The following is an 18790-nucleotide window of genomic DNA, read 5'->3' as shown; positions in this document are numbered from 1 at the left end:
GGGCGGAGGGACATCCCGGGCGGGGTGCGGCCAAGGGCGGTTCAGCCCGCGGCCAGCTGCTGCGGCGGGTTCGCCGGCGGCGGGGCGGGCCTGCGGCGGGGGAAGACCTCGCCCGGGGTGGGAATGGGGCGGGAGGGCCTGGGCGCCGCGGGAGCGGGCTTCTCCGCGGGCCGCGCGGGGGGCTTGGCCGGACTCTTCGCCGGCTCCTTGGCGTCCTGCTCCGCCGGGGCACCCCGGGTGACTCCCGAAAAACCTCCGGAGAGGCCGCCGGGCAGCGCCAGGAGGCGCGTGCGGGAAGCCGGGACCACCGGGGCCAGCGGCGCCCGCCGGTCGGCCGTGGCGCCCGCGAGCCGGGCCCGTACGTCCCGTTCCGCCAGCACCTGGCAGCGGTTCAGCAGCGCCGCCGCGACGGGGTTGCCGCGCAGCGCCCGGAGACCGGCGAGATCGTCGGGGCCGGGCAGGTAACCGGCACCCAGCGCCTCCTCCAGGAGTGCGAGATAGCCGGCGGCGGTGCCGGGCAGCGCGGCGCGGTACCGGGCGAGGTCGGCCACCAGGAAGGTGCGCAGCCGGGCACCCTCACGCACCGCCTCGTCGAAGGACTCGGCGAGGCGATGGCAGTCCTTGATGTCCTCGGCCGAGGCGGGGGCGGGGTGAAGGGCGAGGGCGAGAGCGCGGCGGAGCACACGCAGCTCCTCCACGCCGAACGCCATGCCGCCGCGGGATCCGTATGGCGTGGGCATGCGGCGACAATACGCGCTAATCAGACAAATTCGCCATAAGGGACGGGTGTGGCGCGCGTCTTCAGCCCGTCCGGGGGCACAGCCCCCAGGGACGGGAAGGGGCGGCGGGGGCGGGAGACATCCCACGCCGGTCCGACCCGCGCATCACATCCGCGACACGTTCCGCTCGTACACCAGCCGCAGCCCCACCAGCGTCAGCCACGGCTCGTGCTCGTCGATCACCGACGACTCCCCCAGCACCATCGGCGCCAGCCCGCCCGTGGCGATCACCGTCACCTCCTCGGGATCGTCCGCGAGTTCCCGGGCCATCCGGCCGACGACCCCGTCGACCTGGCCCGCGAAGCCGTACACGATGCCGGACTGCATGGCCTCGACCGTGTTCTTCCCGATCACGCTCCGCGGCCGGGCCACCTCGATCTTCCGCAGCTGGGCCCCCTTCACCCCGAGGGCCTCCACGGAGATCTCGATGCCGGGCGCGATGACCCCGCCGACGTACTCCCCGCGCGCGGACACCGCGTCGAACGTCGTGGCCGTACCGAAGTCCACGACGATCGCCGGGCCGCCGAACAGCTCGACGGCCGCCACCGCGTTGATGATCCGGTCCGCGCCGACCTCCTTGGGGTTGTCGGTGAGGATCGGCACCCCCGTCTTCACGCCGGGCTCGACGAGCACGGCCGGCACGTCGCCGTAGTACCGCCGCGTCACCTCACGCAGCTCGTGCAGCACGGACGGGACGGTCGCGCAGATCGCGATCCCGTCGATGCCGTCGCCCAGCTCGTCCCCGAGGAGCGGGTGCATGCCCATGAGCCCCTGGAGCAGCACCGCCAGTTCGTCGGCCGTGCGGCGCGCGTCCGTGGAGATCCGCCAGTGCTCGACGATGTCCTCGCCGTCGAACAGCCCGAGAACGGTGTGGGTGTTGCCCACGTCGATCGTGAGGAGCATCGCGGCTACTCCGCCGCGCGCAGATCGAGGCCGATGTCGAGGATCGGCGAGGAGTGGGTGAGCGCCCCCACGGCGAGGTAGTCGACGCCCGTGTCGGCGTACGCGCGCGCGGTGGCCAGCGTCAGCCGTCCGGAGGCCTCCAGCACGGCTTGGCCGCGCACGAGCGCGACGGCCGCCTCGCACTCGCCCGGCGTGAAGTTGTCCAGCAGGATCAAGTCGGCGCCCGCGTCCACGACGTCCTTCAGCTGGTACAGGTTGTCGACCTCGACCTCGATCGGCACGTCCGGGAATGCCTCCCGGACAGCCTTGAAGGCCTGGGCGACGCCACCGGCGGCGACCACGTGGTTGTCCTTGACCAGCGCCGCATCGGACAGCGACATCCGGTGGTTGACCCCGCCCCCGCAGCGCACCGCGAACTTCTCCAGAGACCTGAGTCCCGGAGTCGTCTTCCGCGTGTCACGCACGCGTGCCTTGGTGCCCTCCAGTGCGTCCGCCCACGCGCGCGTGGCGGTCGCGATGCCCGAGAGCCTGCACAGCAGGTTCAGTGCGCTGCGCTCGGCGGTGAGCAGGTCGCGCGTGCGCGTGGTGACCGACAGGAGCTTCTGCCCGGCCGCCACCCGGTCGCCGTCCTCCACGTGCCGCTCGACCTCGAACTCGGCCTCGCAGACCACCGAGACGACCGCCTCGGCGACCCTGAGGCCGGCCACGACGCCCGCCTCCCGCGCGACGAAGTCGGCGGTGGCGACGGCGTCCTCGGAGATGGTCGCGACGGTCGTCACGTCCACGCCGTGGTCGAGGTCCTCCTGGATCGCGACGTTGGCGATGTCCTCGACCTCCACCGGGTCGAGCCCGGCGTCGGCGAGGAGTTGCGCGAGCGCGGGGTCGAGCCCGCACTCCAGGTACTCCGCGTCGCCGTCCGCGCCGCAGGCACAGCCGTCGCCGCAGCCTCCGGAGGAGGCGAGGGGAAGGTCGTCGGTGCTCACTACTGTCACTGCTCCTGAAGGGGCTGCCGGGTCGGGGGGAAGTCTGCGGTATCGGTGGTGTGTACGGCGAGGGTCCGGTCGGGATTCAGTCGTACGACGATGTGGCGCCGCCACGCCGTGTCGTCCCGGTCGGGCGCGTCCTCGCGCCAGTGGCAGCCACGCGTCTCCTCGCGCAGCCGGGCCGCGGCCACCAGGACGCGGGCCACGCACAGGAGGTTGGTGGCCTCCCAGGTGTCGACGCCGGGTTCGGCCGTCTTGCCGTTCTCCTCGAGGGCGTCGCGGGCGTCGGCGTGCAGTTGGTGCAGGGTGTCCGCCGCGCCGGCCAGGGACCGGGCGGAGCGCAACACGCCCGCGCCCAGGGTCATGGTCCGCTGGATCGCGAACCGGGCCTCCGGTGCGAGCAGGGGGTGGGCGGGCTTCGCGGGGTGTTCGGGGTGCTCGACGGGTGCGGGCACGCGCGCGTGGAGGCCGTCGCCCGCGTGGCTCGCCATGATGTCGGCGGCGATGCGCTCGGCGTAGACCAGGCCCTCCAGGAGGGAGTTGGAGGCGAGCCGGTTCGCGCCGTGCACGCCCGTGCAGGCCACCTCACCGCAGGCGTACAGGCCGGGGACGGTCGTACGGCCCCGGGAGTCGGTGCGGACGCCTCCGGAGGCGTAGTGGGCGGCCGGTGCGATCGGGATGGGCTCGGTGACCGGGTCGATGCCGTGGGCGCGGCAGGCGGCGAGGATCGTCGGGAAGCGGTGCTCCCACATGTCGGCGCCGAAGTGCCGGGCGTCGAGGAACATGTGCTCGGCGTCCTTCTCCTGCATGCGGCGCGTGATGCCCTTGGCGACGATGTCCCTCGGCGCGAGTTCGGCCAGTTCGTGCTGTCCGACCATGAAGCGCACGCCGTCGGCGTCGACCAGGTGGGCGCCTTCGCCGCGCACGGCCTCGGAGACAAGGGGCTGCTGGCCCTCCGCGTCCGGGCCCAGGAACAGCACGGTGGGGTGGAACTGCACGAACTCCAGGTCGCTGACCTCGGCGCCCGCGCGCAGAGCGAGTGCCACGCCGTCGCCGGTGGACACGGAGGGGTTGGTGGTCGCGGAGAACACCTGGCCCATGCCGCCGGTCGCGAGGACGACCGTGGGGGCGTGCACGGCGCCCACGCCGTCGTGCTGGCCCTCGCCCATGACGTGCAGGGTGACGCCCGCCGTGTGGCCGTCGGCGTCCATCAGCAGGTCCAGGACGAGCGCGTTCTCGATCGTGCGCAGCCCCCGCGCGCGTACGGCCTCGACGAGCGCCCGGGAGATCTCGGCGCCGGTGGCGTCGCCGCCCGCGTGGGCGATACGGCGACGGTGGTGGCCGCCCTCGCGGGTGAGCTCCAGGTCGCCCGCCTCGGACTCGTCGAAGTGCGCTCCGGTCGCGATCAGGCGGCGTACGGCGTCCGGGCCCTCGGTGACGAGGATCCGCACGGCCTCCTCGTCGCACAGGCCCACGCCCGCGACCAGGGTGTCGTCGAGGTGCTGTTCGGGGGTGTCGCCCTCGCCGAGGGCCGCGGCGATGCCGCCCTGCGCCCAGCGGGTGGAGCCGTCGTCGAGACGGGCCTTGGTGACGACGACGGTACTGAGGCCCTCGGCCTCGCAGCGCAGGGCCGCGGTGAGGCCGGCGACGCCGGAGCCGACGACCACGACGTCCGCGGCGATGGACCACCCGGGGGCGGGCGCAGGCAAGTGGAGGTGAGCGCGAAGCGCTCTCGTTTGAGGGTGGTGGTGGGCGACGGGCGGGCGTATGCCTGTGCTGGTCACGAGGCGGCTCCGAAGGTCAGCGGGATGTTGTCGATCAGCCGGGTCGTCCCCACCCGGGCGGCGACGGCGAGGACGGCCTCGCCGGTGAAGTCGTTCTCGATCTCGCCGAAGTCGCGGGGGTCGACGAGCGCGAGGTAGTCCAGGACGAGCGGGGGGTCCTGGCGGGCGGCGTCGTCCAGGACCGTGCGGGCGGCCGCGCGGACGGCCGCGGGGCCGCCCGGGGACGCCTGGGCGACCGCGTGGGTGTCGGCGGCCGCGCGGGACTCGCCGAGGGCGCTCAGGGCCTCGGCACGCGCGTGCGTGGCGGGCACTTCACGGGCCCGCGCGCGCAGCGCCTCCTGCGCCGCGTGCCGGTCGCGGCCCGCGAACAGGGCGCGGGACAGGGCGAGCGCGGTGCGCCGCTCCTGCGGCTTCAGATAGCGGTTGCGGCTGGAGAGGGCCAGGCCGTCGTCCTCGCGCACGGTGGGCACGCCGACGATCTCGACGCCGAAGTTCAGGTCGCGCGTCATCCGGCGGATCAGGGCGAGCTGCTGGGCGTCCTTCTGGCCGTAGAGGGCGATGTCGGGGCGGGTGAGGTGCAGCAGCTTGGCGACGACGGTGAGCATGCCGTCGAAGTGGCCGGGGCGCGAGGCACCCTCCAGGCGCTCCCCCATCGGGCCCGCGCTGACGCGGACCTGGGGTTCGCCGCCCGGGTAGACCTCGTCGACTGAGGGCGCGAAGACGGCGTCGGCGCCCGCGTCCTCGGCGATCTTGAGGTCGGCTTCCAGGGTGCGCGGGTAGCGGTCGAGGTCCTCGCCCGCGCCGAACTGGAGAGGGTTCACGAAGACGGTGACGACGACCTCGCCGTCCGGACCCGCGATCTCGCGCGCGGTGCGGACGAGGGTGGCGTGGCCCTCGTGCAGGGCGCCCATGGTCATCACGACGGCCCGGCGGCCCGCACGCGTGCGTGCGTGCAGTTCGTCGGCGGTGCGCAGCAGAGCGGTCGTCATCGGGCGTCTCCCTCGGAGCCGTTGATGCCGTCGGGGCCGTCGGCCCCGCTCGCGAGCACTCCGAGGAGGTCCTCGGCGAGCTCCGGCTTCAGCAGTCCGTGGGCGAGCGCGCGGTCGGCGGTCGCGCGGGCCATGGCCAGGTAGCCGGAGACGGTCTGGGGTGCGTGTCTGCGCAGCTCCGTGATGTGTGCGGCGACCGTGCCGGCGTCACCGCGCGCGACGGGTCCGGTGAGGGCCGCGTCGCCGGAGCGCAGGGCGTTGTCGAGGGCGGCGCCGAGCAGGGGGCCGAGCATCCTGTCCGGGGCCTCCACGCCGGCCGCGCGCAGCAGTTCCATGGCCTGGGCGACCAGGGTGACCAGGTGGTTGGCGCCGAGAGCGAGGGCCGCGTGGTACAGCGGCCGCATCTCCTCGTCGATCCACTCGGGCTCGCCGCCCATCTCGATGACGAGGGCCTCGGCGGCCAGCCGCAACTGGTCGGGGGCGGTGACGCCGAAGGAGCAGCCCGCGAGGCGCTGGACGTCCACGGGGGTGCCGGTGAAGGTCATCGCGGGGTGCAGGGCGAGGGGCAGCGCGCCGGCGCGCAGGGCGGGGTCCAGGACCTTCGTGCCGTACCGCCCGGAGGTGTGCACGAGCAGCTGGCCCGGCCGCACCGCGCCGGTCTCGGCGAGGCCCTCGACCAGCCCGGGCAGGGTGTCGTCGGGGACGGTCAGCAGCACCAGGTCGGCGCTCTGCAGGACGTCCGCGGGAGTGACGAGGGGAACGTCCGGGAGCATCAGCTCGGCCCGCCGCCGGGAGGCGTCGGAGACCCCGGAGACGGCCACTGGACGGTGCCCGGCGAGCTGGAGGGACGCGGCGAGCGCGGGGCCCACCCGGCCGGCGCCGACGACGCCGACGGTGAGCCGCGCGGGGCGGTCCTTGCTGTCTGGCTGGTGGACTGTACTCACGCGACAACGGCCTTCCCGTTCCAGTCCGCATCTGGGTACCGGACGATTTCTCGTCATGTTAACGCGATCGGTTCCGGGGGCGTCCGGTTGTCCACAGGCTGTGGGAAATGCGGGTGCCCTCGCGAGGGGGCGCGAGGCATGATCCGGGCATGACGGATTCAGCGGAGCAGAGCCCCGGGCAGAGCGAGCACCTCACGGAGGGCGAGCGGCTCAAGCAGCGCTTCGCACGGCGCGTGCGCGTACGCCGGAGCGCGGAACGCGTCCTGGCGCGCCCCGGTTTCCAGGGCACGCTCCGGGAGCGCCTGGCGGTGCTGGAGGACGCGCACACGCTGTACGACCTGGACGAGCACGCCGACGTGTACGGCAACGGCGTCGTCGAGGCGCTGGAGGAGCGGACGGCCGCCCTGCTCGGCATGGAGGCTGCCGCCTTCTTCCCGACCGGCACGATGGCCCAGCAGGTGGCCCTGCGCTGCTGGGCGGGCCGCACCGGGAACCCCACGGTCGCCCTGCACGCGCTCGCCCACCCCGAAGTGCACGAACGCCAGGCGTTCAGCCAGGTCAGCGGCCTGCGGCCGGTCCGGATCACCAGCGAGCCGCGGCTGCCGACCGCCGACGAGGTGCGCGACTTCCCCGAGCCCTTCGGGGCGCTGATGCTCGAACTCCCCCTCAGGGACGCCGGTTTCGTGCTGCCCACCTGGGAGGAGCTCGGCGAGCTCGTGGCGGCGGCACGCGAGCGTGACGCGGTGGTGCACTTCGACGGCGCGCGCCTGTGGGAGAGCACCGTCCACTTCGGCCGTTCCCTGGACGAGATCGCGGGCCTGGCCGACAGCGTCTACGTGTCGTACTACAAGTCCCTCGAGGGCTACGGCGGCGCGGCCCTCGTCGGCCCGGGAACGCTCGTGGAGGAGGCCAAGGTCTGGCGGCACCGCTACGGCGGCGCGGTGTTCCAGCAGTTCCCCACGGCGCTGTCGGCGCTCGCCGGGCTGGAGCGGGAGCTGCCCCGGCTGCCCTCCTACGTCGGCCACGCGCGTGTGGTCGCGGACGCGCTGCGCGAGGGGTTCGAGGCGGCCGGGCTGCCGTGGACGCGGGTCCACCCCGAGCGGCCGCACACCAACGACTTCCAGGTGTGGCTGCCGTACGGCGTCGACGTCCTCACGGAGGCCTCCCTGCGGCAGGGCGAGGAGACGAAGACGCTGCTGTTCGCCCACCCCTGGGACGAGGCGGGCCCTGGCCTGTCGCGCACCGAGGTGAGCGTCCGGGCCGAGGGGCTGGACTGGACGGCGGAGGACGTACGAGCGGCCGTGGCGGACTTCGCGGTACTGCTGGCCGAAGAGGCCCCCGGTACGAAGACGGCCGCCGGGGACGGCGCCGGGTGAGGCCCATGCCCCGGGCAGCACCTCCCCGGCGGTGGCATCACGTCGGCGACGCCGCCGGTCCGAGCTCACCGGTACGAGGAGGCGGCCGTCGTCCTGCGGGGCCGTACGGCCCTCGCTGAGCTGTCGACCGCGATCCGCCCGGCGGCCTCGTCGAGCGGGACCGAGCGGGACCGACCGAGACCCCGGGCCGGCCTCACCCGCGAGGCACGCCCCGGTGGCTCATCCCTGCCCGCCCGCGCGCACCACCCCCGTCTCGTAGGCGAGGACCACCACCTGCACCCGGTCCCGGAGGCCCAGCTTGGTCAGGATGCGGCCCACGTGGGTCTTCACCGTGGCCTCGGACAGGACCAGGCGGGCCGCGATCTCGCCGTTGGACAGCCCCTGGGCGACCAGCACCATCACCTCGCGTTCGCGGTCGGTGAGCCGCTCCAGCTCCTTGTACTGGGGTTCCTTGCCGGTGGTGGGCAGCATCGGCGCGAAGCGGTCGAGCAGTCGCCGGGTCGTCGAGGGGGCGACGACGGCGTCGCCGCTGTGCACCGAGCGGATCGCGGTGAGCAGTTCGCCCGGCGGCACGTCCTTGAGCATGAAGCCGGAGGCGCCCGCCTTGAGCCCGGAGAAGGCGTACTCGTCGAGGTCGAAGGTGGTCAGGATGAGCACCTTCGGCGGGTCGGGCTCCGAGCAGATGCGGCGGGTGGTCTCCACGCCGTCGAGCTTCGGCATGCGGACGTCCATCAGGACGACGTCGACGGAGGTCGAGCGCAGCACCTGGAGGGCCTCCACCCCGTCCCCCGCCTCCGCGACGACGTCCATGTCCGGCTGGGCTGCGAGCACCATCCGGAACCCGGTGCGCAGCAGCACCTGGTCGTCGACGAGCATCACGCGGATCGTCATCGGTCCTCTTCCGTTTCCTCGGGGTCGCTCGGGGTCGTACGGCGCGGTCATCAGGGGGCGTGACAGGTGTCAACGAGGGGCGTGCGGCGGCGTCAATGCGCTGGTTTGAGCGGCAGCAGAGCGCTGATGCGGAATCCTCCGCCGGGGCGGGGTCCCGCGTCCAGGGTGCCGCCGACCATACCGACCCGCTCGCGCATGCCGATCAGCCCGTGGCCCGCTCCGTCGGCGCCGCCCTCTTCGTACAGCTCGTGCGGGGCGCCCTTGCCGTCGTCCTCGACGAGCAGACCGAGTCCGTCGTCGAAGTAGACCAGGCGCACGCTGGCGCCCGCGTTGGGGCCGCCGTGCTTGCGCGTGTTCGTGAGGGCCTCCTGCACGATGCGGTACGCGGTGAGCTCGACGCCGCTGGGCAGCTGACGCGGGGTGCCCTCGATCTTGAAGTCCACGGGGAGCCCGGAACCACGGCACTGCTCGACGAGGTCCTCGATCTGCTCGACGTCCGGCTGCGGTACGTACTCACCGCCCTCCTGGTGCTCGCCGGTACGCAGCACGCCCAGCAGGCGGCGCATCTCGGCGAGGGCCTGACGGCCGGTGGAGGAGATGGTCTCCAGAGCCTTCTTCGCCTGGTCGGGCGCGGCGTCGAGGACGTAGGCGGCACCGTCGGCCTGGACGACCATGACGGACACGTTGTGCGCGACGACGTCGTGCAGCTCGCGGGCGATCCGGGCGCGCTCGGCGGCGACGGCGACCTTGGACTGCGCCTCGCGCTCCTTCTCCAGACGCGCGGCCCGCTCCTCCAGCTGCGCGAAGTAGGCGCGGCGGGTGCGGATCGAGTCGCCGAGCACCCAGGCCAGGGCGAACGGAATCGTCAGGAAGATCATCTGGGCGAGGTTGGCCAGCGCGCTCGACTCCTCGTTCGGCCACCGCAGCTGCGCAAGCGGAGCGGCGCAGAGGCCGCTCGCGAGTGCCAGCCAGGAGGCCCAGCGGGTGCCGGTCGCGGCCACGGTGTAGGCGATCACCAGGAAGGCGAAGTCGGCCGCCTTGACCTCGACGTCAAGGGCGAGCTGCGCCACGCCGAGCCCGATGGCCAGCAGCAGCATCTTCTCCGGCATGCGCCGTCGCAACGCGATCACCAGGCACAGCAGCAGGATCACCGGAACGATCACCGCCGCGGACCCGGTCCCCTGGGACTCCCCCTGGGCGGATTCACTCGCGAGCGAGATCCCGAACAGGAAGACGGCCCAGAAGGCGTCGACCCCTGTCGGGTGTCTGCGGAGGAAGTCATAGAGGCGTTGCACGTAACCCAGCGTAGGGATGCGTGATGCGTGCAGGGGTCAACCGGAGGACCGATCCGTACCGCCCGCGCGTACTCCCCAAGGTGGAGGCCCCGTTCACCGGTACGCCTAGCCTGACGGCGTGACCGATGACACCCCGGACCGAGCGACGGGCGACTGGAGCGGGTGGCGGGCCGCCGCCGAGGCCGCCCTGTACGGGCCGGACGGCTTCTACCGCAGGCCGGAGGGGCCCGCAGGGCACTTCCGTACCTCCGTGCACGCCTCCGCGCTGTTCGCCGAGGCCGTGGCCCGCCTGCTGTGCCGGGTCGACGAGGCGCTGGGCCGTCCCGCACGGCTCGACTTCGTCGACATGGCCGCGGGGCGCGGCGAGTTGGCCGCCGGCATCCTCGCCGCCCTGCCCGCCGAGGTGGCCGCCCGCACACGTGCGTACGCCGTCGAACTCGCCGCCCGGCCTTCCGGCCTCGATCACCGGATCGAGTGGCTGCCCGCCTGCCCGCAGGGCGTCACCGGGCTGCTGTTCGCCAACGAATGGCTGGACAACGTACCCGTGGAGGTCGCCGAGACGGACTCCTCGGGCGTACCGCGACGGGTTCTCGTGCGACGGGACGGGCGCGAACGCCTCGGGGAACCGGTCATTGGTGCGGAGGCCGAGTGGCTGAGCCGGTGGTGGCCACTGCCGGCCGAGGAGGGCCTGCGGGCCGAGATCGGCCTGCCCCGCGACGAGGTGTGGGCTTCGGCGGTCGCGACCGTCGAACGCGGACTCGCGGTCGCCGCCGACTACGCGCACACGGCGTCCACACGCCCCCTGTTCGGAACGCTCACCGGCTTCCGCGAGGGACGCGAGACGGCGCCCGTGCCGGACGGGTCGTGCGATCTCACGGCCCATGTGGCACTGGACGCGTGCGCACTGCCCGGCGGGCGCGTGCTTGCACAACGCGACGCGCTGCGCGCCCTGGGCATCGCGGGCGCACGCCCCCCGCTCGCCCTGGCGTCCACCCAGCCCGCCGCGTACGTACGCGCCCTCGCACGCGCCGCGGAGGCCGCCGAACTCACCGCGATGGGCGGTCTCGGCGACTTCGGCTGGCTGCTCCAGCCGGTCGGCATGTCCCTCGGAATCCCGGACGGACCCCTCGGCGAGCCGCCCGCGGGCCTACTTGTCGATGTCCCCGACCACGAAGAACAGTGACCCCAGGATCGCCACCATGTCCGCGACCAACGTCCCCGGCAACAGCTCGGCCAGGGCCTGGATGTTGTTGTACGACGCCGAGCGCAGCTTCAGCCGGTACGGGGTCTTCTCGCCCTTGCTGACGAGGTAGTAGCCATTGATGCCGAGCGGGTTCTCGGTCCACGCGTACGTGTGCCCCTCGGGCGCCTTCAGGACCTTCGGGAGCCGCTGGTTGATCGGCCCGGGCGGGAGTTCCGCGACCCGGTCGAGACAGGCGTCGGCGAGGTCGAGGGCGTTGTGGGTCTGCTCCAGGAGGACCTCGAAGCGGGCGAGGCAGTCGCCCTCCTGGCGGGTCACCACCTTCAGGGTGTCCTGGAGCTCGCCGTAGGCCAGGTACGGCTCGTCGCGGCGCAGGTCGAAGTCGACGCCCGAGGCGCGCGCGACGGGCCCGCTGACGCCGTACGCGTGCACGGTCTCCGGTGCGAGGACGCCCACGTCCCTGGTGCGCCCCCGGAAGATCTCGTTGCCGAGCACCAGGTCGTCGAAGCGGTCCATGCGCGAGCGCACGGCGGACACCGCGGCACGCGCACGCGTGGTCCAGCCGGCCGGCAGGTCCTCCTTGAGGCCGCCGACGCGGTTGAACATGTAGTGCATGCGGCCGCCGGAGACCTCCTCCATGACGTTCTGGAGCACCTCCCGCTCCCGGAACGCGTAGAAGACCGGGGTGATGCCGCCGAGCTCCAGCGGGTACGACCCGAGGAACATCAGGTGGTTCAGCACCCGGTTCAGCTCGGCGAGCAGCGTGCGCGTCCACACCGCCCGCTGCGGGACCTCCATGCCGAGCATGCGCTCCACTGCGAGGACCACACCCAGCTCGTTGGAGAAGGCCGACAGCCAGTCGTGGCGGTTGGCGAGCATGATGATCTGGCGGTAGTCGCGCGCCTCGAAGAGCTTCTCCGCGCCCCGGTGCATGTACCCGATCACCGGCTCCGCGCTCACGATGCGCTCACCGTCCAGGACCAGCCTCAGGCGCAGCACGCCATGGGTGGACGGGTGCTGCGGTCCGATGTTGAGCACCATGTCGGTGCTCTCCGCGGCGCCGCCGATGCCGACCGTGGTCTCCGTCGTGGGAGTCATGGACACAGTCTCCCCTACGTACGCTGGCTCCATGGAGACGGGGAGCGGGCAGGACACAGAGGTCACCGGCCACGAGCCGGTGTGGACCGGGCTGCCGCCCGGACTGCTTCGGATGCGGCGGTTGTTGCTGGTGGTGTGGCTGGGGCTGCTCGCGGTGGGCGTGGGGCTGCTGCTCGGCCTGCTCTGCGGTCCGGCCTGGGCGGCCTTCGCGCTGCTGCCCCTCGCCCTCGTCGGGTGGGGCTGGGTGATGCTCGGCCGCAACTGGCGTTCCTGGCGCTACGCCGAGCGCGCCGACGACCTGCTGATCAGCCGGGGCGTGCTGTGGCGTGAGGAGACCGTGGTGCCGTACGGCCGCATGCAGCTGGTGGAGGTCACCTCCGGACCCGTGGAGCGGCACTTCGGGCTGGCCAGCGTGCAACTGCACACGGCGGCCGCGGCGACCGACGCGACCATCCCGGGCCTCGTCCCGGCCGAGGCGGAGCGGCTGCGCGACCGGCTCACCGAACTCGGCGAGGCCCGATCGGCGGGGCTGTGACGGCGCAGGGCGTCGACGACGCCGTACAGGAGCGGGAGAGGGAACCCGTCGCCGAGCGGCGGCTGCATCCCATAACGCCGCTCAGGCGAGCCTGGGCGCCGGTCGCCGTCATCATCGGGTGGGCCGTGCACGACCCCGACCAGGCGCAGCGCCAGCTGACCCGGATGACGACCACCACGCTGCTGATCGCGCTCGCCGTCATCGTCCCGGCCGCCGCCCTGTACGGCTTTCTCACCTGGTGGTTCACCCACTTCGCGGTGACCGAATCCGAACTGCGCATCCGGACCGGCCTGTTGTTCCGGCGCACCGCGCACATCCGGCTGGAGCGCATCCAGGCGGTCGACATCACGCAGCCGCTCCTCGCGCGCGTGGCGGGCGTGGCGAAGCTCCGGCTCGACGTCGTCGGCACGGACAAGAAGGACGAGCTGGCCTTCCTCGGGGAGCGCGAGGCGCGAGCTCTGCGCGCTGAACTCCTGGCGCGCGCCGCCGGGTTCGCCCCCGAGACCGCGCACGAGGTGGGTGAGGCGCCAGCGCGCGAACTGATGCGCACGCCCCCGCGTGACCTCGCGCTCTCCCTCGTGCTGACGGGCGCCACCTGGGGCACCCTGGTCGGCGCCGTCGTCGTACCGACCCTGCTGTGGCTGGCCACCCACAGCGTGTGGACGGTCCTGGCGACCGCCCTGCCGCTGCTCGGCGCGGCGGGCGCGAGCAGCGTGGGACGGTTCGTCACCGAGTACGACTGGACGGTCGGCGAGTCCCCGGACGGGCTGCGCATCGACCACGGCCTCCTGGACCGCACGCACGAGACGGTGCCGCCGGGGCGGGTGCAGACCGTGCGGATCGTGGAGCCGCTGCTGTGGCGGCGGCGCGGCTGGGTGCGGGTCGAGCTGGACGTGGCCGGGTCGTCCAACTCGGTGCTGGTGCCGGTCGCTCCGCGCGAGGTCGCCGAGGCGGTCGTCGCGCGCGTGCTGCCCGGAGTCGTCGTGCCGCAGCTGTCGGAGCTGTCACGGCCCCCACGGCGGGCGGGGCGGTGTGTGCCCGTGTGGTGGCGCGGCCACGGACTCGCCGTCACCGACGCGGTGTTCGCGGCCCGGCAGGGGCTGCTGCGGCGCAGCCTGGCACTCGTCCCGCACGCGAAGGTCCAGAGCGTACGGCTCACCCAGGGACCCTGGAAGCGGCTGTGGCGCCTCGCCGACGTGCACGTGGACACGGGAGCGAACAAGACCGTCACGGCCCGCCTGAGGGACGCTCAGGCGGCCGCGGAGCTGCTCGGGGCGCAGGCGGAGAGGTCACGGACGGGACGGAAAGGGGCACGGCCCGACCGCTGGATGGCCTGACCGTGCCCCTCGCGAGCAACCGTGCGTCCGTCAGGACGTCAGGAGACCGCGCTGCGCAGTCCCTGCAGGTTGATCTGTTCCGTCTCGTCGTGGGCCGTCAGGTCGATGACCTGGCCCACGCCCCGCGCCTCCTCGTCGGCCGGCTTGAACGCCGCCTCCGACTCGGCCTTGTGCAGGGCCAGGGCCTCCTGGCCGACGACGTCGGCGAGGTCCTCGTTCTGCACGGCCTCCATGGCGTCCCGCGAGGCGCCCGGCTTCGTACCGAAGAAGTCGAAGCCGCCCTGGACCCGCGGGCGCCGCTCGGGAGCCGCGGGCACGACCGCCACCGCGGTCGGCGCGATGAAGTGCCCGGCGGGCTGCTGCGGCGGCTGGGCGGCTCTGGCCGTGATGGTGGCGGCCGCGCGCTCATGCCCGTCGGCCGCCTCGGACTTCCCCCGCGCTTCGTCCTCCTGCGCGGCCTCCGCCTCGGTGCCGCCCGCGTCGGGCGCACCGGGACCCGCGTTCACCGGCTGCCCGTCGGGGTCGGCCGGGGCGCCCTTGGGGGCGTCCTCGGAGCGTTCGGGGCGGGCCCCGGCCCGGCCCTTCATGCCGCCCTCGGCGTCGGCCCTGTGACCCGTCGGGGAAGCGGGCTCGGAGTCCGTCAGGATCTCCGTGCCGACCTCTTCCCCGGTCTCCGCCTCGGCCTCCCCGGCTTCCGCCTCCGTGGCCTCGGGCTCCGTCGCGGTGCCCCCGTCGCCGTCCTCGTCTAGCCGCTTCAGCGCCGCGTTCGCCCGCAGGAACAGCCGCGAACCCTCAGGGGAGAAGATCGTGCGCTGCTCCGGCCCCTCCGCCGCGGTCCCGGCCGCCACGTCGGCCTCGGTCGCGCCGTCCGCAGCCGTGCCGTCCGCTGTCCCGTCCTCCGCCGCGGCAGCCACCGCCACGGCCTCCGCGTCGGCCTGCTCCGCCGACGGCAACGCCCGCGCCGGGGCGGCCTCTATCTCCAGCAGCCGACGGCCCTCCAGGGCGCTCGCCCGCTCGGTCTCCGCCGTGGCGTACCGCCGCAGCAGCGCCGCGTGTTCGTTGCGCAGGCCCGCCAGCTCCGCACGCTTGGCCCGCAGCCGCTGCTCCAGCTTGACGCGCAGTTCCCGCGACTCCTCGAGATCGGTCTCGAGTTCGGCGACCCGCTCCTCGTGCCGCCACTCGTCGCTCGCCCGCGCGCGCGTGAGGTCGGCGACCTGCCGGCCCGCCTGTCCGTCCCAGCGGCGCATGACGGCCGCCCCCACGATCGCGACCGCGGCGGCGACGGCGGCTATCACGCGCAGCACTGCCTGCTGCGAGAAAACCCAGGGGCCGAAGGCGCAGACGAGGGAGACGCCTGCGATCGCCGACGGAGGCAGCAGCCTGTGCAAGGGCGGGGAATGGCGGTGACGTCCACGTGGCATGGCCAGAAACTTACCGCGCGTAGGCGAATCATGGTGCCCCGCCCCGTAAAAACACAGCCACCCCGTGGCCTTCACCCGGCATCAGGAATCGGAAGGGCCGCCGAATTCGGCGCATTGATCACTCATCGATCACTCAACCGCCCACTGATCCACTGCAACGTCGCCGGGATCTCCCGCCGCCAGGTGTTGAAGTTGTGCCCCCCGCTTTCCAGGATGATCGACGAGATCCGGGTCGTTCCCGTGTCCTTCACCCGCTCTATGAACCGCAGTGTGTCCTTGTAGTTCGTCTCGCCCACCTTGCTGCTGGTGACGAGCAGTGAGGTCTCGGGCGCGGGCAGGTGTTTGAGGCACCACCACAGGTTCGCGCGGTTGCGCAGCGCCTTGTCGCCGTGGAAGAGATCGCCCGTGGTGGGGTCGACGGGCGCCTTGTAGTACGGGGACAGGCCCGCTCCGGCGGCGTACACGCCGGGATGGTGCATGGCGATCTTCAGCGCGCAGTAGCCGCCCGTGGAGTCCCCGATGATCCCCCAGCTCCCCGGCTCCTTGCCCACCCTGTAGTGCGCGGTCACCGCTTCCGGCAGGTCCTTCGCGAAGAACGACTCGGTCCGCGGGCCGTCCGGAACATCCGCGCACTCGGTGTCCCGCGGCGGCGCCACCGTCGGCCGCATCATCACCAGGATCATCGGCTGCATACGGCCGTCCTTGGTGAGTTCCAGAGCCGTGCGGGGGTAGTGGAGTTTGTCCACCAGCGCTCTCGCGGTACCCGGATAACCGGTCAGGACGACAGCCGCGGGGAACGTACGCGCGCGATAGCGGGCCTGGAAATACTCGGGCGGCAGATAGACGTACGCGGGCGAGGCGATGTGTGACGTCCGGCCGACGATGTCGACCTTCTGGACCTGCCCGGCCGACGACGGCCGAAAGCCGCCCCTGCCCGGCACGTCCGCCACCTCGGTCACCCGCAGAGGCCCGCCCGAACCGCCGCCCATGGTGTGGTCGACCACCACGCCCTGGTCCGTCTCCTGACCGAACAGGTCGGCCCAGGAGGCGTAGAACCCGTAAGCGTGGTTGGCGGCGAGCCCCAGCGACACGAACAGGAGGAACTGCGTCGCAAGCAGCAGCCCTATACGGCCGCTGACGGACCGCCAGCCCCGCCGCGCCAGCCGTGGCCAGAGCCACACCGTGCCGGCGAACAGCGCCACAGCGGCCAGCACCGCCAGCAGCAGCGTGTTGTTGCTCGTGAGACCCATTGCTTGCTTTCGCTTTCCTCGGCCTTTGAAACGGCTTTGAGAAGATGAGTGAACCTCTTCTCACCAGACACCGTCCTAGAGGGCGCAATGTCGCCGGATGCCCGAATCGGGGCTCCGGATCCAGAGTCACTCGCAGAACCATGGGATGCGATGTCTGTCAGGACAGATGAGGAAATGTCGGGCGGGGTTCCGATCCGATCAACACGGCTACCGCGTGCACTGCACGGACCGCGCCCCGAGGCCGTCCCCGTCCTCGTCGCCAGAGCCTGCGCACTCGTAGGCCTTCTGGACATCGCCGCCGGCGTCTTCCCGCGCTTCCGGCACAGCCGTATGCACACCATGGCCGAGGTACTGCCCGGCGCGCTCGGCCCGTTCGCGGCCGCGCTCTCCCTCAGCACCGGCGTCCTCCTGCTGCTGCTCGCCCACGGCCTCAGGCGCCGCAAGCGCCGGGCATGGCGGGCCGCCGTGGCACTGCTGCCCGCGGGCGCACTGGCACAGTTCACGTACCGCCACTCGCTCCTCGGAGTGGTCATCTCGTTCGCCCTGCTCGCCCCGCTGCTGCGCCACCGCGACCAGTTCAAGGCACTGCCCGACCCGCGCAGCCGCTGGCGCGCACTCGCCAACTTCGTTCTCATGGGCGCCGGTTCCCTCGTCCTCGGACTGGTCATCGTCAGCGTCCACCCGAACCGCATGGTCGGCGACCCGAGCCTGGCCGATCGGATCACGCACGTCCTGTACGGCCTCTTCGGCTTCGAGGGGCCCGTCGACTACCAGGGCGACACCTCATGGACCGTCGGCGTCTCCCTGGGCGCCCTGGGCCTGCTCACCGCCATCACGACGATCTACCTCGCCTTCCGCCCCGAACATCCCGCCGCCCGCCTCACCGAGGAGGACGAGTCCCGCCTCAGGGCCCTCCTGGTCAAGCACGGCGGCCGCGACTCCCTCGGCCACTTCGCGCTGCGCCGCGACAAGGCCGTCGTCTTCTCCCCCAGCGGCAAGGCGGCCGTCACCTACCGCGTCGTCTCCGGCGTGATGCTCGCCAGCGGCGACCCCATCGGTGACGTCGAGGCCTGGCCGGGTGCCATCGAACGCTTCATGGACGAGGCCCAGGCCCACTCCTGGACCCCCGCCGTCATGGGCTGCTCGGAGACCGGGGGCGAGGTGTGGACACGGGAGACCGGACTGGACGCCCTCGAACTGGGCGACGAGGCGGTGGTGGACGTCGCGGATTTCTCCCTCGCCGGCCGCGCGATGCGCAACGTGCGCCAGATGGTCAAGCGCATCGAGCGCGCCGGTTACGAGACCCGGGTACGGCGCGTCCGTGACGTCGGCGAGACCGAGCTGGAGCGCATCCGGCAGGCCGCCGACGACTGGCGCGGCACCGACACCGAACGCGGCTTCTCGATGGCCCTGGGCCGCATCGGCGACCTCTCCGACGGCGACTGCCTCATCGCCACCGCCCACAAGGCGGACGACCAGCCCGGCCCCTACGGCGACCTCAAGGCGATCCTGCACTTCGTGCCCTGGGGCACCGACGGAGCCTCCCTCGACCTCATGCGACGCGACCGCTCGGCCGACCCCGGCATGAACGAACTGCTCATCGTCGCCGCCCTCCAGGCGGCCCCGAAGTTCGACATCACCCGCGTCTCACTGAACTTCGCGATGTTCCGCTCGGCACTCGCCCGCGGCGAGAAGATCGGCGCAGGACCCGTCCTGCGCGCCTGGCGCGGCCTGCTGGTCTTCCTGTCCCGCTGGTTCCAGATCGAATCCCTGTACAAGTTCAACGCGAAGTTCCAGCCCCGCTGGGAGCCCCGCTTCGTCGTCTACCGCGCCTCGGGCGACCTCCCGCGCATCGGCTTCGCCGCCATGCAGGCGGAGGGTTTCGTCACCCTCGCCCTGCCCCTGCCGCGCTTCCTGCGCCGCCGCACGCACACGGCACGCACGTGTGCCCATGCGGTCGCGGAGCGGGACGTCAGAGCGGCCTGACCCACAGGCCGCTCGGGC

16 protein-coding genes are annotated in these 18790 nt (G+C 72.8%); 5 read left to right on the top strand and 11 right to left on the bottom strand.

Features of this window, described 5'->3' with window-relative positions:
* Positions 1 to 41 precede the first annotated feature (41 nt).
* The 6 genes from ACZ48Z_RS38180 to ACZ48Z_RS38155 form a co-directional block, all read right to left on the bottom strand.
* Positions 42 to 710, bottom strand: coding sequence for a hypothetical protein (locus ACZ48Z_RS38180; RefSeq protein WP_468740533.1), 669 nt, complete (start codon positions 708 to 710; stop codon positions 42 to 44).
* A 174-nt stretch (positions 711 to 884) separates the two neighbouring features.
* On the bottom strand, positions 885 to 1682 hold the full coding sequence (locus ACZ48Z_RS38175) for a type III pantothenate kinase (protein ID WP_069764657.1): 798 nt from the start codon (positions 1680 to 1682) through the stop codon (positions 885 to 887).
* A gap of 5 nt (positions 1683 to 1687) precedes the next feature.
* Entirely contained in the window at positions 1688 to 2665 is a 978-nt protein-coding gene (gene nadC / locus ACZ48Z_RS38170; protein WP_468740496.1) for a carboxylating nicotinate-nucleotide diphosphorylase, read from the bottom strand.
* Positions 2666 to 2670: 5 nt separating this feature from the next.
* A complete protein-coding gene (locus ACZ48Z_RS38165) occupies positions 2671 to 4449 on the bottom strand; it encodes an L-aspartate oxidase (RefSeq protein ID WP_468740495.1) in 1779 nt (592 codons plus the stop codon).
* Positions 4446 to 5438 (bottom strand): pantoate--beta-alanine ligase, encoded by a 993-nt coding sequence (gene panC / locus ACZ48Z_RS38160; protein WP_468740494.1) that lies wholly within the window; start codon positions 5436 to 5438, stop codon positions 4446 to 4448. Before panC ends, ACZ48Z_RS38165 begins: the two co-directional genes overlap by 4 nt.
* Positions 5435 to 6382 (bottom strand): Rossmann-like and DUF2520 domain-containing protein, encoded by a 948-nt coding sequence (locus tag ACZ48Z_RS38155; RefSeq protein ID WP_468740493.1) that lies wholly within the window; start codon positions 6380 to 6382, stop codon positions 5435 to 5437. The genes panC and ACZ48Z_RS38155 overlap by 4 nt, the downstream gene beginning before the upstream one ends.
* A 149-nt stretch (positions 6383 to 6531) precedes the next feature.
* Here ACZ48Z_RS38155 and ACZ48Z_RS38150 point away from each other — a divergent pair, with 149 nt between their 5' ends.
* Positions 6532 to 7758, top strand: coding sequence for a threonine aldolase family protein (locus ACZ48Z_RS38150; protein ID WP_468740492.1), 1227 nt, complete (start codon positions 6532 to 6534; stop codon positions 7756 to 7758).
* A 219-nt stretch (positions 7759 to 7977) separates the two neighbouring features.
* Here ACZ48Z_RS38150 and ACZ48Z_RS38145 read toward each other — a convergent pair whose 3' ends face one another.
* A complete protein-coding gene (locus ACZ48Z_RS38145; protein WP_468740491.1) occupies positions 7978 to 8649 on the bottom strand; it encodes a response regulator transcription factor in 672 nt (223 codons plus the stop codon).
* 92 nt (positions 8650 to 8741) lie between these two features.
* Positions 8742 to 9944, bottom strand: a complete 1203-nt coding sequence (locus ACZ48Z_RS38140; RefSeq protein ID WP_468740490.1) for a sensor histidine kinase — start codon at positions 9942 to 9944, stop codon at positions 8742 to 8744.
* A gap of 118 nt (positions 9945 to 10062) precedes the next feature.
* On the opposite strand from ACZ48Z_RS38140, the gene ACZ48Z_RS38135 reads away from it, so the two are divergent.
* The gene (locus ACZ48Z_RS38135; protein ID WP_468740489.1) at positions 10063 to 11127 is read left to right on the top strand and encodes an SAM-dependent methyltransferase; all 1065 of its coding nucleotides are present in this window, start codon (positions 10063 to 10065) and stop codon (positions 11125 to 11127) included.
* Here ACZ48Z_RS38135 and ACZ48Z_RS38130 read toward each other — a convergent pair.
* On the bottom strand, positions 11092 to 12243 hold the full coding sequence (locus tag ACZ48Z_RS38130; RefSeq protein ID WP_468740488.1) for an NADH-quinone oxidoreductase subunit D: 1152 nt from the start codon (positions 12241 to 12243) through the stop codon (positions 11092 to 11094). The genes ACZ48Z_RS38135 and ACZ48Z_RS38130 overlap by 36 nt on opposite strands.
* Before the next feature lie 31 nt (positions 12244 to 12274).
* On the opposite strand from ACZ48Z_RS38130, the gene ACZ48Z_RS38125 reads away from it, so the two are divergent.
* Positions 12275 to 12778: a PH domain-containing protein gene (locus ACZ48Z_RS38125; RefSeq protein WP_468740487.1), complete on the top strand. Its 504-nt coding sequence runs from the start codon at positions 12275 to 12277 to the stop codon at positions 12776 to 12778.
* On the top strand, positions 12775 to 14115 hold the full coding sequence (locus tag ACZ48Z_RS38120) for a PH domain-containing protein (RefSeq protein WP_468740486.1): 1341 nt from the start codon (positions 12775 to 12777) through the stop codon (positions 14113 to 14115). The genes ACZ48Z_RS38125 and ACZ48Z_RS38120 overlap by 4 nt, the downstream gene beginning before the upstream one ends.
* Positions 14116 to 14153: 38 nt before the next feature.
* On the opposite strand, the gene ACZ48Z_RS38115 is transcribed toward ACZ48Z_RS38120, so the two are convergent.
* Both ACZ48Z_RS38115 and ACZ48Z_RS38110 read right to left on the bottom strand, forming a co-directional pair.
* Entirely contained in the window at positions 14154 to 15536 is a 1383-nt protein-coding gene (locus tag ACZ48Z_RS38115) for a hypothetical protein (RefSeq protein ID WP_468740485.1), read from the bottom strand.
* A gap of 122 nt (positions 15537 to 15658) precedes the next feature.
* Positions 15659 to 16786, bottom strand: coding sequence for an alpha/beta hydrolase (locus ACZ48Z_RS38110; protein WP_468740484.1), 1128 nt, complete (start codon positions 16784 to 16786; stop codon positions 15659 to 15661).
* Between the two features lie 174 nt (positions 16787 to 16960).
* Here ACZ48Z_RS38110 and ACZ48Z_RS38105 point away from each other — a divergent pair, with 174 nt between their 5' ends.
* Positions 16961 to 18772, top strand: a complete 1812-nt coding sequence (locus ACZ48Z_RS38105; RefSeq protein WP_468740483.1) for a phosphatidylglycerol lysyltransferase domain-containing protein — start codon at positions 16961 to 16963, stop codon at positions 18770 to 18772.
* The last annotated feature ends 18 nt before the right edge of the window (positions 18773 to 18790 follow it).

This window comes from Streptomyces sp. NPDC031225 (genome assembly GCF_055570355.1).
The sequence above is the reverse complement of the archived record's forward strand: the minus strand, read 5'-3'. Positions and strand labels throughout refer to the sequence as shown.

Excerpts from the sequence above, each read along its gene's own strand:
- ACZ48Z_RS38180 (WP_468740533.1), bottom strand. The coding sequence starts at position 710 with ATGGCGTTCGGCGTGGAGGAGCTGCGTGTGCTCCGCCGCGCTCTCGCC.
- ACZ48Z_RS38175 (WP_069764657.1), bottom strand. The coding sequence starts at position 1,682 with ATGCTCCTCACGATCGACGTGGGCAACACCCACACCGTTCTCGGGCTG.
- panC (WP_468740494.1), bottom strand. The coding sequence starts at position 5,438 with ATGACGACCGCTCTGCTGCGCACCGCCGACGAACTGCACGCACGCACG.
- ACZ48Z_RS38150 (WP_468740492.1), top strand. The coding sequence starts at position 6,532 with ATGACGGATTCAGCGGAGCAGAGCCCCGGGCAGAGCGAGCACCTCACG.
- ACZ48Z_RS38145 (WP_468740491.1), bottom strand. The coding sequence starts at position 8,649 with ATGACGATCCGCGTGATGCTCGTCGACGACCAGGTGCTGCTGCGCACC.
- ACZ48Z_RS38130 (WP_468740488.1), bottom strand. The coding sequence starts at position 12,243 with ATGACTCCCACGACGGAGACCACGGTCGGCATCGGCGGCGCCGCGGAG.
- ACZ48Z_RS38125 (WP_468740487.1), top strand. The coding sequence starts at position 12,275 with ATGGAGACGGGGAGCGGGCAGGACACAGAGGTCACCGGCCACGAGCCG.
- ACZ48Z_RS38115 (WP_468740485.1), bottom strand. The coding sequence starts at position 15,536 with ATGCCACGTGGACGTCACCGCCATTCCCCGCCCTTGCACAGGCTGCTG.
- ACZ48Z_RS38110 (WP_468740484.1), bottom strand. The coding sequence starts at position 16,786 with ATGGGTCTCACGAGCAACAACACGCTGCTGCTGGCGGTGCTGGCCGCT.
- ACZ48Z_RS38105 (WP_468740483.1), top strand. The coding sequence starts at position 16,961 with ATGTCGGGCGGGGTTCCGATCCGATCAACACGGCTACCGCGTGCACTG.